Genomic DNA, 15,859 nt, shown 5'->3' on the forward strand with positions numbered 1-15,859 from the left:
AAAACCAATTTCATTATTTTAGACGAAGTACAAAATATATCTCTTTTCGAAAAATTAGTGGATGGACTTTATGCTACGGAAAATACTGATATTTACATTACCGGGTCAAATGCATTTTTACTGAGTAGCGAATTGGCAACCATATTGAGTGGTCGTTATGTAGAAATTTCAATTTTGCCTTTTTCTTTCAAAGAATACCTGACAGCGCGCAAAATCGACATAGGAAACAAGTACCTCAATTACGAAGCCTTGTTTTTTGATTTTGTCAATGAAACATCATTACCCAAGGGTGTGGAATTGCGAGAAAGCGGTTTTGACAAAATATATGAATATCTTGAAGCCATTTATACCACAATAATAGAAAAAGACATCACACAACGACACCAAATAAACGATAAACGTGCTTTTGCTAACATTGTAAAATTCGTTGCTTCCAATCTTGGAAACGCACTTTCACCAGGCAATATTTCGAATACGCTCAAACAAGATGGACAAAACATACATCACTCTACAGTAGAAAAATACCTGGATTATCTGGTTACAAGTTTTGTGTTTTACAAAGTAAATCGCTTCGACCTGAAAGGTAAAAAACAATTAGCAACGCAAGAAAAATATTATTTAGTGGATGTGGGGTTACTGAATATTTTGGTGGGTAAAGACCGAATTACAGATAGAGGGCATATTTTAGAAAATATTGTTTATTTAGAATTATTACGCAGAGGCAATAAAGTTTGGACAGGAACTGCCCGAAATACAGAAGTGGACTTCGTGTGTAAAAACCCAACAGGAGAAATCGAATACTATCAAGTAGCCTGGCAAATGACAAATGAAAGCACTATAGAACGTGAGTTTGGATCATTAGAAAAAATCAAAGATAACTATCCGAAATATTTGCTCACAACAGATTCTTTTACACAAAACCGAAGTGGCATAAGGCATATGAATGTTTTTAATTGGCTACTTGAAACAATCATTAAGACAGAATAACCACTAGTCAAAATCGGGCAGGTAAGGGGGAATTTCACCCCAAAACCTCTCTCAGAACCGTATCCCGTTAAAAGGACCGGAGCAGGCAGTGAACTCCCGATTCATGAGGTTCATATTATGTGGTCAATTTAGCAGGTTAATCGATAACCCAATTCTCAGTGATAAAATAAATATGGATACCTTTTACAAACCTATCTCAACCATTGTATAGCATTTACTTCGATCCTTTTAAACGTTTGTATTTCTTAGGTATCCTTTTTATTATTCTATAGTTTAGGTAGTAAAAGACTGGTTGCAAACTTTTGCTACTGATCATTTCGTAATAAAAAACCCAGCCCCGAATTCTGAGATTTAGAAGAACGGCCAAATCCTGGAAGTATTGCAGTTCTTCAATAAAAATTGATATTTTCAAATGAATATGCAGGTTGTTTAATTATATTTGGGCTTATATTAGTTATAAACAGATGTAAGGACTTTCGGATATCTGAATATATCTGTCATTATTCGGATATAAATACGTTGTGTGCTACCCAATAGCCGAAAATTAAACATTCAACCATAATTGAAACGAAAAAAGCCCACCGCACAAAGCAAAAGTTTGCCAGCCCTCCCCGCATACCATCCCTTCGCCACCAAACACTTGCATCCTTGCTTCCCTAATTCATTTAAGTTTATAATTTACTCTTGATCGTTAAATTTTTTTATTCGATAAAAATAAATTCTCCAATTTGTGTTTCACTGAATATGTTGTATCTTTAATGAAAATTTTATATAGCGTATTATTCACCTTATTTAGATACTTATTTATGTGATTTACCATATATTTTACAAAAAAGAAAGGAGGTAAATTCAGGATAAACTTGTTTTCATCTTTTGAAGGCACCTTAAAATAGAGTGTCCTTAGTAGTATTAATTTTTAACTTAATTCTTATTCTAATGAAAAGCATTCAATTTTTGCTTTTAGCTACAGTATTACTTTGCTGTGCAATTTCTTGTAATAAAGAGGAAAAAGCTGATACTCTGTATAATGAAATTAAACAGAATCCAAAAGTAGCCCAGCGTCTACAACATTTTAAGCAATCTCTCCAATTTAAAAGCACAGACACAATAAGTGTCGATAGTGCTGAATGGTATCTTGAAGGACTTATTAATTACGAGAAGGCCAATAATGATCATCAAATAATTAATCTCGAGTTTTTTAAGGATTCATTACCAGTCATTTCTGAAGATGGAAGGGTTAGCATCGAGCAAATGGAAAGCGCCTATGCATACTTTACTCAAAAAGTAGATGAAGCCATTGCTTCTAAGAATGACCCTAACTATATGATGGATATGATTGATCTAAATTTTAAAGAAAGTCAATCCAATAGTAACGGAACGATAACAATTGAAATGAATGCATCTCTTGGATTACATTATATTGGTTCCTATATTGCTTTTGAAATTACTGATTACTGGTATTGGGGTTGGGACATGGGGAAATGTGGTCAATACCAAGGACAGGGTACTGGTCAAGATGCAGCAGATCAATTGGAATATAGATTCAATCATCCTTCCTATAGGTTGGGCCCTGGTTATTTTTTAACTGACGTTGATTTAATTTCCACAGTTCCGGGCGAATATTATGACGCCAATAATCCAGGTCCCTATGAGCCAAGAAAGATATTCTACGCAAATGGTTATGGACAAAATCCTCCTTCTGAACCTTGTTTGGCTCCAGATGAACTTAATTTTTATCTAAGTACATTTAGTTACGTCATGAATGATAAAAAACCTGTTGGAAAAACATTCAAAAGTGTTGATGTAATTGATGATTTTATTCCTGCTATGACCACTTGGTATAGATTTCACCTATATCATTTATATTATGCAACATATGTTCCCGACCCAGGTGGCCACTAATTATTCCGAGACTTAGGGTTAGCTTGCTAACCCTAAGTCTTAGTAAAATAGAAACAAATAGCACTAGAAAAATATGAGAATTCTAACCATTATACTAGCTATTTTTATTGAATGTAACTCTGTTTATGCACAAAGTTCCTTCTTCACTTATTACCCATCTAATACATATGAATACTCTTATTCAGCTATTGAAACATTAGAAGGATATTTTATAATAACAGGACTGATTCAAATTCCTGACGGAAATAGCCCAGAACAAGCATATACAATGAAAATTGAACAATCCGGCGAAAAAATATCCGAATTAATAGAGCCGATAGCTGGTGATACTACTATGAACAATGTTTTTATTGTTGCTCCTCCACAAGAACCCAATAACTATTTTCTTATTACCAATAAGTTTTATTTATCACAAACTGGTGAATATTGCCAGAGTGTAAATCTTCGTAGAATTAACGACGACCTTCAAATTATTTCATCCAAATCTTTCCTTTCCAATCCTAACAATTATATTTTACCTCAAGCATATTCGATTGTTGAGGATAGTGTATTGTATATATTATCAAGTGCGTTTCTGTATCTTCCAAATTTTCAACCAATAGGCTGGTCAGTTACAAAATATAATTTTGAACCTGATAGTTTAGCTACGTATAATTATTATCCAACTTATTATTCTTCTGTTCCATTTGGATTATTATTCAATCCTAAATCAAATTCAATAAAATGCTTTGATGGAATGGGTTATCTATCAACTTTAGTCACTAATTTAAATAAAAACCTCAACTTCATTAATACTGCATCTTTGCCTTCTCTTGTCACAACAGCTTGTGCCTCATATTATACTGATTCTTCTTATTTATTAACCGGTGTTGTAAATAACCTTCTCAATGTTAAACAACACCTCATTATTCATAAAATAAATTCTGGAGATGAAGTCTTGAAAAATTTGGAATATTATAATAGTCAGGACACAATACTTTATGGGGGAGCAGTTAAAAATACTGTTGTTATTGGCGATAAGATATTTGTAGTTGGTAATTATAATGTTAATCCGTCACAATGGCCTTGGCAAAACTCCCCCACTTGGATTCAGATTACTCGCATAGATTCCGGATTGAATATTATTGATCATCATTTTTATGGTGGAGATGCCTTTTATATGCCTTACAATATAATAGCTACCTCTGATGGTGGTGCCTTAATTACTGGCAACCGCTATGATTATCATTACCCTGATATAAAAAAATACCACATTTTTGCCTTGAAAGTGAATTCTGAAGGGCTGATTACTGAAATACCTGAAGATGCTTCTTGGCAGATTTCTGACGCAATTGTTTGCCCCAATCCAGGCAATGAATATTTTGATGCTATTGTAGGCATTCAGCATCCGACATCAACTCTTTACGTTTATGATATGAACGGGAAACTAGTCTTTAAGAATAAATTAAACCAGGTGACTAGTCGTATTAAAACCGGATCTCTTCCGTATGGCACATATCTCTATAAGTTTGTATCCAAGAATAAAGTCATTGGAAATGGCAAGTGGATAAAAATGCGAGATTAGTTTTCTTCGAAGCATATACCTTAAGCTTTCAGGCACATGTCACAAACGCACAAGGCCAGCCCGCAATTCTAATTTGTGGCAAGAGCCTTCCAGCCCGCCACGACTCTATTTTTAAAAATTTTTGCAGATAATAAAAGAAAAAAGAGTAAATATAACAGTATCGGAAGTACCGGGCAGCACACAACCCGGGCTAAGCGATCATGGCTTTGCCCACCGCACTTGGCCCACAAACAATATTCTACTCCCCATTTCTTAGACCAGAGAATGTCTTTTCTTAATTGAAATTAAGAGGTTTGATGTTGTTGTAATTGCTGTTAATAGAGGGAAATAACTCGCAGAGTTATTCTCGCTATTAACAGCTTTTCTTTTTTGGTTCTTTTTTCTTTTGTTCATAACTTTCTTAAGCGGCTACTTTGTATAAATGCACAGGACTTACCCGTCCAATTCCCTGATGTGGCTTTTTATTATTGTATGTATTGAAAAAGCCTCCCAACCCTATAAACAACAGAGTTCCACTGTCAACGGGATGTAAATAAACATAATCTTGTTTTACTGTACGCCAGAGCCGTTCGATAAAAATGTTGTCAATGGCCCTTCCTTTGCCGTCCATGCTTATTTTTATTCCTGCATTTTCCACATATTCCGTCCACAATGCACAAGTGAACTGGCTGCCTTGATCAGAGTTGATAATCTCTGGCTTACCATGACTCTCTATAGCTTGTTTAAATACCTCCAGCGTGTTTTCTGCATCCAGGGTATTGAATACGTCCCAGCCAACTACATACCGACTGTACAGGTCAATTATGGCAGTAAGATACATAAACCCGCCAGTCATCGGTATATATGTTATATCGACCGCCCAAACCTGGTTAGGCCTCACTGCTTTGAGCCCTCTTAAAAGATAAGGTCGGATATATTTGGCACTGCCAAGCTTGCTCAAGTTTCGTTTGGGATATATTGCCATCAGCCCCATTTTCCGAAGCAATCTGCGAACCCGTTTAACATTTGCCAAAAATCCGCATAAAAACAAAAAATCCTGCATTTGAAGCACACCATAGGTTGGATGATCCAGGTAGTACTCATCCATCAACCGCATGAATTCAAGGTTTTCCACTGATTCACCCACCCTCTGATAATACATATTACTGCGACTTATATCCAAAAGATCACATTGACATCGGATGCTTATATTCTTGTTTTCAGCAATATAACTCATGAGCTCTTTCACTGACCTGCCATTTTTGAAATTTTTTTTAGCCAATCACGCTCCACTTCGAGTCGTCCGATCTTAGCAAACAGTTTTTCTCTTTCTGCCTCAAAGTTATCTTCTGGACGGGAAGTCTCAAAGATTTCCGAAGATCTCTCTACAAATTCCTGCTTCCATTTTGAGATCATGTTAGGATGAACCTCAAATCGCTTGGCTAATTCTGACATTGATTCCCGCTCTTTGAGCGCTTCGATTGCCACTTGAGCCTTAAAGGCTGCGGTAAATTTTCTTCTTTTTGCTTTCATAATCCACGGTTAAATTACTATAAATTTTCACCTTAACTCCTGGTCTGAAATTTGGGGAGTATTATACAAAGCCACATCGCCTAGCCCGAAAACGTTGTGGGCAACCAGAACAAACCGAAAAATAAACATTCGCCCTTAATTGAAAAAAAAATGCCCACCGCACAAAAGCAAAAGTTTGCCAGCCCTTCCCGCTTAGCTTCCCTTCGCTGCCAAACACTTGCTTTTTACCCACCCGCCTAACACTTTGAAATTGCGGTTCATGATAAATTGAGTGTTTGTGGTTATATGAGTTCAGCCCTCCGAATCCCTTCGGTTTGGGTTATCCCTCATGAGCCGGGGGGGTAGGATTTGATGGTCGGGGAGAGCGAAGATATTGGAGGATAAAAATGGAATTGTCAGAATCAATCAATCTTTAAAAACCTGTATGGATATTGAATGCCATATTTAGATTCAAACTATATAACTGAATCTACTTGCTTTTCACATCTATTTGAACTACATTCGTAGTGATTATTTCAAATTGAATTTTCGGATTACTGTATTCTGTTAATGAGTTTTATAAATATAAGTAAATTTATTGACCTCCCATGGAATGCACTCCATAGTGAGTGTTATATTGAATTTGTAATTATATTTGAGTCGAGAGAAGACGATCATCCACCTTAGAGTTATGATTTGCTCACTGTTAGTTTCTTTTATTATAGACAATTAAATCAGTTTTTATGAAAAATCTATTTATTACTTTGAGCCTAATTGGTCTTGCTTGTCTTTCGGTAAGTGCTCAATTCACTACAGTTCCTGTTAAATTATGGGGCGATTGTATGTCTGCTAATTCAAATTCAAGATATAGAATAAAGGTTGAAATTCTAAATATAACAACAGGAAACCCAGCAATAACCCCCGTGGTTGTAAATTACAACACTGAAGGTTTCCCTACTACTGTACCCGTATCTGTTCCAATTTATCAGACAGCTTGTACTCCTGATGGAAATACTAATATTTATAAAGTAATCGTTTCTGCAGCAAAATATTGGGTTACGGATGGACATGTTGAATGCTTAGGAAAAGCAGACGATCAACCTGAAATGACTTGTTATCAATTAATAAATGTATTACCTACTTACAACTCACCGACTGGGATTTTGGTTCATTTGGAATAATTATTAAACAGATTATGATTCAACCATTACTTTGTTTCAAAATAATTTCAATTTTTCTATTGACAATAATTTCTATTGGATCTTATTCTCAAAAGACAGCAAATCATTGGTTTATCGATAGTAATGTAGGTCTCAATTTCAATTCTGGCGTAGCTGTACCTGAAAATAATGGTCAAATTACCGCTGGAAATGGAGGTTCAGCCTGTATAAGTGACACAAACGGCAATTTACTCTTTTACACCAATGGAGAGTTTATTTGGAATAAGAATCATCAAGTAATGTTGAATGGCGCAGGATTGAGCGGTTCTGGAAGCGCCTCTCAACCTGCGCTTATATTGAAACTGCCAGGTTCCCAAACAAAATTTTATGTTTTTACAGTTGGAAGTAAATATGGCAATCTCAATGGTTTGCATTATAATGTAATTGATTTGTCATTAGATGGTGGTTTAGGTGGAATAGTAACAGGACAAAAAGATATTGCAATTCTTGCAGGTAGTGATGCAAACGAAGTAATAACCGGTTATAAACACGCTAATGGTAATGATTACTGGATAATCGTGCGTAAATTCAACAATGATAAATTTGCAGTATTTAAGTTTACAAGTGCAGGGATTGATGTAAATCCAATATTTAGTCAAACAAGGTATATAACAACAACTGCTATTACAAGGCCAATGAGATGTTCTCCAGATGGTCATTTACTCCTTTGTCCATTTGCGACTACTTCATCATCAAGTAATTCAGAAGATATAGAGATCTGTGATTTCAATTCTCAAACAGGAGCAATAACTTTTAAATATACATTGAAAGAATCTTCATTGGGGGTGACATTAGCCGATATGGAAATTTCACCTGATTCAAAGTTGCTGTATTGTGTTTTTCCGTATTCAGACAGTCCTCCTCAACAGCATATTTATCAATATGATTTGACTCAATCTGATTCATTAAATCTACTTCTATCTAAAATAATTATTTCAGGAAATGCAGGCTTAATGCAGCTTGCACCTGATGGGAAAATCTATTCAAGAAGTTATGATTATTCAACAGGAATAGCAATGTTTCCAGATTCGTTAAGCGTTATAAACAAACCCTGGGTCAGGGGATCTGGTTGTGACTTTCAATTTGCAGCAGTATATCTTGGAGGCCCTATAGCTGATGCTGGATTCCCCAATTTCATGCAGGAACAATTGTTTCGCTTTGTTTGGACTGGTGGAACCTGTGCAGGTGTTCCATTTTATTTTCGTCACCGGTTTATCCCGGAACCCGACAGCATCCACTGGGATTTCGGAGATCCCGGTTCAGGAGTAGCCAATACCAGCACAGCGCATAACCCTACACACATCTTTTCCACTGGTGGCATTTATGAGGTTTACACTTATGTGAAGTACCCCAATGGCCGCATCGAAGAAACTTCCCGGAAAGTGGAAGTGCTGGCTAAACCCTATCCAAACCTTGGACCGGATACATTGGTATGCCTGGGTGCAGATGTTACCCTTACCCCTGGCAGCGGATTTGCAGGCTACTTCTGGAATGGAGCCATTATGCCCGGCAATCCCACTTACCTTGCTACCGATACAGGCACATACATAGTCCGGGTAAAAAACGGGTTGGGCTGCTTCAATTCAGACACTATAAGGGTATCACAGAGGCCTGTTCCTCTCCTGGATGAATCCTTGCTCAACATTGCTCCAACTACCTGCAGTGGGACCACCGGGGCAATTACAGGGTTACAAATTATTGGTCAACCTCCATTCTCCTATCAATGGACGACTTCTGGTATTCCTTTTAGTGACTCAATAGACATTTATCACCTGGGAACGGGTCTTTATGAATTAAGCGTAACAGATGGTTATGGCTGCACTAACCTGATAGAATCTTATGCCATCAGCGATGCAGGTTTTTTACTGATTGAAACGGCTTCTGCTACTCCTTCCTATTGCGGGAACAATGATGGAACCCTACTTATAAAAGCCGTTTCTGGTTTAGGAAAAATGCTTCAATACTTTATCAAATCAGGAAACGATACGCTTTCACAATGGTCTGACGGGCAATTTACATCCTTATCACCAGGCACCTATTATTGTTGGGTAAGCGATTCCAGCGGATGCAGTTCCTATTATTCCAGTTCATTGGTGATCTCTGACCTTTCTGCACCGATTATTATCTCCGTGACTTCAACCCCGGAAATGGCCACCACTTCTGACGGAACAATTACTGTGAATGCCTTCGGAATGGGTCTGACCTATTCTCTAAACGGAGCGTTGCCGATAACCAACGGTAACTTTACGGGTCTTAGTACAGGGAATTATACCATCAAAGTCACCAATCCTGCGGGTTGCGATACTACTTTTTCAATTCTTGTTGGTCATGAATCCGGGATTCATTTGTCAGCGATTGCAGGGAATGGTTCTGCCTGCCTGGGGAATGTTGCCAAAGCACCTTTACTGGTCAATCATTTCACGAATGTCCAGGCATTTAACGCTTCATTGAACTATGAGAAATTGTTTGTGACCTGTATTGGTTACATCCCGAATCCTCTGCCTCAATTAGCCGATTCACTGGATGTAATACTTTTCCCTGCCAACGGGACTATCCAGGCTGTTTGGAAAGGAAATCAACCTTTATCTCTGCCAGATAGTTCTGAGCTGTTGAAACTTATTTTTAGTTCAATTCTGCCGGGAAATGCTCTTCTGCTCTGGGATGTGAGTCCATCGGTAAGTCATTTTACCAATCCATCAGGTGATACTTTGAATGTAGATTATACTATGGGGACTGTCTTGGTAAGTAAGCCTCCAGAGATTCTGGATATTCCGGATCAAAAGATTTGTGAAGGTGAATTTTTCATGGTATGGCCAACAGTAAATGGTGGATCCGGGTCAGTTTCATATCAATGGCAGACACCTGCCGGACCCATTACCGGGCAGGAAATTCTGTCTAAAACAGCAACCCTTTCAGATGATGGGATTTACCAACTCATTACGACAGATACCTTACATTGTGCGGATACAACTTCAACGAAAGTCGCGGTCATTCCAACCCCTGTGTCAGGTTTTACAAACGACACCGTATATTTCGATGAACAAACACGCCTGGAGGCTGCGCTGGGATATGATACCTATGCCTGGAATACAGGCGACAGCAGCTATTCTATCCTGGTGACTTCCGAAGGCTGGTATAAGGTCACAATGAAAACACCTGAAGGATGCGCGGCCATGGATTCGGTGATGATGTTCTATTCTTTTGCTCCGTTTAATATGCCCAATGCCTTCTCACCCAATGGGGATGGAAAGAATGACATGTTCAGGCCGGTAACGGTTCCGGAGAAAATCAGCTCTTTCACCATGTACATATACAACCGCTGGGGACAACAGGTATTTGCCACGAAAGATTTGGGTACCGGTTGGGATGGCAGCATTGATGGAAGTCCTGCGCCGATAGGAGTTTATACTTTTATAATCAGTTATAGCAATGCGGTCGGGGAATCAAGAAAAAAGAACGGAACTGTTACATTAGTTCGATAAAAATGCAAGATTATTAAATACGTTTTAAGAATAAGTCATCAAAAAGAAAATATTAGAAAGAAGAAATTATTAATCTTTGAGTATTCAAAACTACTTTCCACCCTATGCTTTCAGGCACATGCCACAAACGCACAAGGCCAGCCCACAATTCTAATTTGTGGCAAGAGCCTTCCAGCCCGCCCCGCCCTAACTTTCGAGTTTACTATACTTGATAGATCAATAAAAAGAATAAATTTGAGTTACGATAATAAGGGCAGCACACAACCCGGGCTAAGCGATCATGGCTTTGCCAGCGCACAAGGCCCACCAGAAAGCCAATCGCCAGCCTGAAACCGTTCATAATTCAATTTGAAAAGAAATGAAATTACTGCCTACACTAATGATTTTTTTGAGTTATGTTATACAAGCCCGGGCTCAAGACACAACTTATTTTGATAGCAAAGGAATCAAGACTTTTTGTTGGGATTCCGCTTATACATATAATGTAGTAATTAAAAAAAACAACGGCAGACAGACGAATAATGTGTTTTATAAATCTGGCCAGCCTATTTCATCTGTCCAAATGAAAGCAAAAGACTTAGATGGTTCTTTAATAACATATTGGAGTAACGGAAATATTAAAAGATCCGATATTTATGAGAATAACAAGTTTATATCAGGAAAATGCTTTGACGAGAATGGCAATCAAATTAAACACTTTGATTTTGAAATAAGTCCTCAGTTCCCGGGTGGCAACGAACAATTACATAACTATATTTATAAGCGTGTTAATCAATGGAATACCGGTTCTGTAAAAGGAGTAATCTTAGTAAACTTTGTAGTTATGAAAGATGGGAGTATATCTGAAATTAAAATAATTGAAGGAATTAATAAAGAATTGGATGAGAAAGCTATAAAGCTAGTAAGCAACATGCCAAAATGGAATGCAGGTCAACAAGATGGAAATAAAGTAAATGTTCTATTTAATCTGCCAATTCGTATTAACAGCTATAGCCGTTAAAAAGCCTGGCCAGGTGCGGTCAGTGAATGATAGAGTAATTATTTAATAAAGCAGGCATATCTGGATATGTTAAAAGTAGATGAAATGGGGAGGGTGGAGTTTTGTATATATTGTTGTTGACAATTATTCGTAATCAAAATTCTAAAAGGAAATCAATTATGGCATTCGAAAATATTGAAGAGTTAGAACAGTCATTTATAGGTCGAACCCTTACCTCGATGAATTTCTATAATGTAAATGATGACTATTTCGTGTTCAATCCCGATAACTTGGCAGTGATCGATGGAGGAATCGAATTAATATTCGAAGAAGGCCTTGTAGTAATTGCCTGGAATGCCGAACAGGAATTATTTGATGTCAGTACAAATTCAATTAAATCATTGCTGGCAGATCTTGATTATTACCAGGTAGATTCTAGTGACCTTCCTCTTGGTCAACAGCTTTTGGGATCAAAGGTGGCCTCTTTGAAAGCAAAATGGAACTGGTACCAAAACCTTGATAGTGAATTGATGCCTGCAGGAGCGAAGCAATACATTCTTAATGAAGTCATATTTTCCTTTGAAAACGGCCACATATTTCAAGTTGCAACCATTAACTACACAATCGAAAACAGGAGTATTCAAAATGCTAAATTTGATAGCCAGGGTGAACTGCTTCTATCCGTTGACCGTATTGTGGATATCGAAAGCGTCAGTTAACTTCACCTACCAGCAATTGCCGGTTCTGCGGTTTATTGAAGATTTGTGCCGGAAGGAAGTTCAGCGATATTTTTGAAAAGTAGTGCAAGATGCCCCCAACTGCTGGTAGCTGCAAACCATTTTGACTTATGTCAAACAAGCCAAAGCCTCCTGACAAAGTGATTTCCTGTGAGCTGTTTATCTTTATTTCAAACTCGTACATTAATGAATAAAAACGCAGTTTTATTTATCGTCATTGCTTTACTTTTGTCAAATGTAAACAAGGCTCAAACACTGGAAAGAATGAAAGCTAAGCAAATCACAATCCGGGACAGGCAGGTTGAAATCAGTTATTTTCAGCAAGGACAAGGCGACACAGCCGTTCTGTTTTTACATGGCTGGTGTATCAATGGATCTTATTGGGAAAACCAGCTGGAATATTTTTCCAAAAATTACAATGTTTTTGCCATTGACTTGCCGGGTTTTGGCAGTTCCAAAGCCGAAAGAACCAACTGGACAGTTGAGGAATATGCCAATGATGTTATAGCATTCATTGATGCAATGAATCTCAAAAATGTTGTTATCGTAGCACATTCAATGGCTGGTGAAATAATGCTGCAAACGGCACTTGGCAACAATTCCAAAATAGCCGGGATTGTTGGTATTGATAATTTTAAATTTATTGATGTTTCATTTACTCCGGAACAGATGAAACAAATGACCGACTTCTTCCCAATGCTGCAAAACGACTTTAAAAATTCTGCGCCAGTTTATGCTGATATGATGCTATTTCACCCAACAACTTCAAAGGAAGTGAAAGACAGGGTGAAAACTGATTTTGCAAATGCGGATCCTGTTATTGGCTATGGAACTTTTATGAACCAGATGCAATATGCTTTTGGCGATGCTCAAAGATTGGAACAGCTTGATTATAGATTGTATTTAATTAATAGTGACAGCTTTCCAACCAATGATATAGGGCTGAAAAATCATTGTAACGAAAATTTTCAGGTTGAAACAATCCCGTCAACAGGACATTATCCAATGATAGAAAAACCGGCTGAATTTAATTTGATTCTGGAAAAGGTTTTGAAAAGTCTGTAGTAAACGGTTAACACCTGGTTTTAAAGCATAATGGGATAATATGTTAAGGCGCTTTTTGGATTCTTAATGTGATTGTTTTAAGTTGTACAGACTTTCCCTGTATACCACACAGTTTCATGCAAGCTACGATGGTATTAGTATGATGAATAAAAAGAATTTAATTATTAAGCAATGAAAATAGAAAAACTGGGAATTATTCTTATAGTAGTGTTTGCAAACGTATTTACTAATTCTTATTCTCAAAACCCTGCCGAAAAATTCGGGGATATATCTATGGATGAACTAAAAAATAAAATTTGTCCTATTGATTCTAATGCTCATGCTTATTATATTTTTGATTTTGGGAATTCATATTTTCAATATGCTGATACCAAAATAAGCTCAGATGATGTAAATAGCAGCCGTAAAGGATTTCAATTATATTTCACAAGACATTACAGAATAAAAGTGATTGATAACCAGGGCTTCTCCTGGGCCGATATTGAAATACCTTTATACCGGGATGGTGATAAAGAAAAAATACTAAATCTAAAAGCTTGCACATATAATCTGGAGAACAATAAAATCGTAAAAACCAAGCTGGAAAAGAAAGATACTTATACTGAAGAAACAAATAAATACTGGATTACAGAAAAATTTGCAATGCCCTCTGTCCGTGAAGGTTCAATAATAGAGATTGAATATACCATTAAATCGGATTTTTATTTTAATCTAAGGGAATGGTACTTTCAGTCTATGATTCCTGTTTTACAGAGTGAATATCATGTTAGTATACCTGAGTATTATAATTTTAATCAAACTCAAAAGGGGTATTTTCCTATTCAAAGGGAATACGACAGAAAGCATAAAAAAATTTCTATAACTTATCATCAAAAGGCGGAAGGTACTGCAGTTAAAGAACAAACATATACCAATTTGTATGAATATTACGAAGACATATATCATTTTTATGCTAAAGAAATTCCTGCTTTCCCTATTGAAGAACATTTAAGATCTGAAGAAAACTATTTAAGTAAGTTTGAGTTTGAGTTGCAATACACAAGGTTCCCTGAAGCAAAAATGAAGTATTATACAACTAGCTGGGAGGATATAAATCAAAATTTACTTGATGATGACCGGTTTGGATTAGAAATTAACAGAACTTCACATATTAAGCAGGATGCGGAGGCGCTCAAACAACTAAAACAAGAAGAGATTATTCTTTTAAACAGCGCATTTAGTCTGATTAAAAACAAATTGGCATGGAACGGATATAAAAATATATACCCTACGACAACATTAAGCAAGGCATATAAAGAAGGAAATGGTAACTGTGCTGATATTAACTTAAACCTGATAATATTGCTCAGGGGACTTGGTTTTAATGCCTTCCCTGTAATACTAAGTACACAGGAAAATGGCGTCATACATCCGGCTCATCCTTCAATCAGCAGGTTTAATTATGTTATTGCGATGGTGAAGGTTGAGAATGACACACTGTTAATGGATGCAACAGACCCAGCCTCCGAAATAGGCCTGTTGCCTGTTCGTTGCCTTAACGACAAAGGCAGAATTATTAACAATTCGAATGGTGACTGGATATCTCTCATGGATTACAAACCGTATTCAATGATTGAAAGCTATGAGGTGGAAATCACTGATGATTTTGAATTAAGAGGCACAAATCAGGTGATATTAAAAGATTATGCGGCATATTTGATAAAGAAAGAGATTAAGAAGCACAATAACCTGGACGAATATAAATCTTCGCTTGAAAAACAAACCAATGGTTACAGAATACATGAAATTGAGGTGTTGGGCATTGATACTATTCAGGATGATATGCGAATGTCATTAAACTTTACGCAGAGAAATTATGCTGAGCAATCCCATGATATTGTATTTTTTTCACCTGTATATCAGCCATTTATTTCAGAAAATCCTTTTAAACTTGAAATACTTGAGTATCAGTTTGAATTTAACTATCCTGTTACAATACAGCAGATTTATTCAATACGCATACCTGGGAACCTTGCAATTTCAGAAGTCCCCAAACCATTAAGGGCTCGCACACCTGACGGAAAGATGAAGTATTACTACAATATTGACCAGTTTGATGATAAATTAACTCTCTCTGTTATGTTTTCTATGAGTAAAACACTTTTCCTGCCTGAAGAATACCAGGGATTGAAAGCATTTTATCAGATGATAGTTGATAAACAAAAAGAATTGATTGTACTTAGAAAAGCGCAATGAATAAACAAATTTTCATTTTACTGGTATTAATATGTATTGCACATACAATATTCGGGCAGAATATTTATAATGTGGGTTCAATTGCAGATTCTTTGACAAATCATGCAGATGCTGTTATTCGGTTTTATAATACATCGTATAAGAATGGTGCAAAAGGAAAATGTATCACTGATGAACATTATGCAATTACTGTTTCA

Annotated in this window: 11 protein-coding genes and 1 pseudogene; 9 read left to right on the forward strand and 3 right to left on the reverse strand. The window is 36.7% G+C overall.

Features of this window, described 5'->3' with window-relative positions; genetic code table 11:
* The first annotated feature begins 57 nt into the window (after positions 1-57).
* Positions 58-987 carry an ATP-binding protein gene (locus IPH84_16735; GenBank protein MBK7174829.1) on the forward strand — a complete coding sequence of 310 codons (930 nt, stop codon included), beginning with the start codon at positions 58-60 and terminating at the stop codon, positions 985-987.
* A 191-nt stretch (positions 988-1,178) separates the two neighbouring features.
* Here IPH84_16735 and IPH84_16740 read toward each other — a convergent pair.
* Positions 1,179-1,411 (reverse strand): annotated as a pseudogene (locus tag IPH84_16740) (hypothetical protein).
* 512 nt (positions 1,412-1,923) lie between these two features.
* Here IPH84_16740 and IPH84_16745 point away from each other — a divergent pair.
* Complete coding sequence (locus IPH84_16745; GenBank protein MBK7174830.1) at positions 1,924-2,889, forward strand: hypothetical protein; 966 nt, start codon at positions 1,924-1,926, stop codon at positions 2,887-2,889.
* A gap of 73 nt (positions 2,890-2,962) precedes the next feature.
* Entirely contained in the window at positions 2,963-4,453 is a 1,491-nt protein-coding gene (locus tag IPH84_16750; protein ID MBK7174831.1) for a T9SS type A sorting domain-containing protein, read from the forward strand.
* Positions 4,454-4,853: 400 nt separating this feature from the next.
* Here IPH84_16750 and IPH84_16755 read toward each other — a convergent pair whose 3' ends face one another.
* Positions 4,854-5,681 carry an IS3 family transposase gene (locus tag IPH84_16755; protein ID MBK7174832.1) on the reverse strand — a complete coding sequence of 276 codons (828 nt, stop codon included), beginning with the start codon at positions 5,679-5,681 and terminating at the stop codon, positions 4,854-4,856.
* Complete coding sequence (locus IPH84_16760; protein MBK7174833.1) at positions 5,678-5,965, reverse strand: transposase; 288 nt, start codon at positions 5,963-5,965, stop codon at positions 5,678-5,680. Before IPH84_16760 ends, IPH84_16755 begins: the two co-directional genes overlap by 4 nt.
* Positions 5,966-6,687: 722 nt before the next feature.
* Between IPH84_16760 and IPH84_16765 the strand changes: the two genes are divergently transcribed.
* The 6 genes from IPH84_16765 to IPH84_16790 all read left to right on the forward strand — a co-directional run bounded on the left by IPH84_16765 (position 6,688) and on the right by IPH84_16790 (position 15,662).
* Positions 6,688-7,125 carry a hypothetical protein gene (locus IPH84_16765; protein ID MBK7174834.1) on the forward strand — a complete coding sequence of 146 codons (438 nt, stop codon included), beginning with the start codon at positions 6,688-6,690 and terminating at the stop codon, positions 7,123-7,125.
* A 59-nt stretch (positions 7,126-7,184) separates the two neighbouring features.
* On the forward strand, positions 7,185-10,646 hold the full coding sequence (locus IPH84_16770; GenBank protein ID MBK7174835.1) for a gliding motility-associated C-terminal domain-containing protein: 3,462 nt from the start codon (positions 7,185-7,187) through the stop codon (positions 10,644-10,646).
* Between the two features lie 358 nt (positions 10,647-11,004).
* Complete coding sequence (locus IPH84_16775) at positions 11,005-11,646, forward strand: energy transducer TonB (protein MBK7174836.1); 642 nt, start codon at positions 11,005-11,007, stop codon at positions 11,644-11,646.
* A 158-nt stretch (positions 11,647-11,804) separates the two neighbouring features.
* The gene (locus IPH84_16780; protein MBK7174837.1) at positions 11,805-12,344 is read left to right on the forward strand and encodes a hypothetical protein; all 540 of its coding nucleotides are present in this window, start codon (positions 11,805-11,807) and stop codon (positions 12,342-12,344) included.
* Between the two features lie 204 nt (positions 12,345-12,548).
* Positions 12,549-13,427, forward strand: a complete 879-nt coding sequence (locus IPH84_16785) for an alpha/beta hydrolase (GenBank protein ID MBK7174838.1) — start codon at positions 12,549-12,551, stop codon at positions 13,425-13,427.
* A 171-nt stretch (positions 13,428-13,598) separates the two neighbouring features.
* Positions 13,599-15,662, forward strand: a complete 2,064-nt coding sequence (locus tag IPH84_16790; protein MBK7174839.1) for a DUF3857 domain-containing protein — start codon at positions 13,599-13,601, stop codon at positions 15,660-15,662.
* Positions 15,663-15,859 lie beyond the last annotated feature (197 nt).

This window comes from Bacteroidales bacterium (assembly GCA_016707785.1).
Lineage (GTDB): Bacteria > Bacteroidota > Bacteroidia > Bacteroidales > UBA4417 > UBA4417.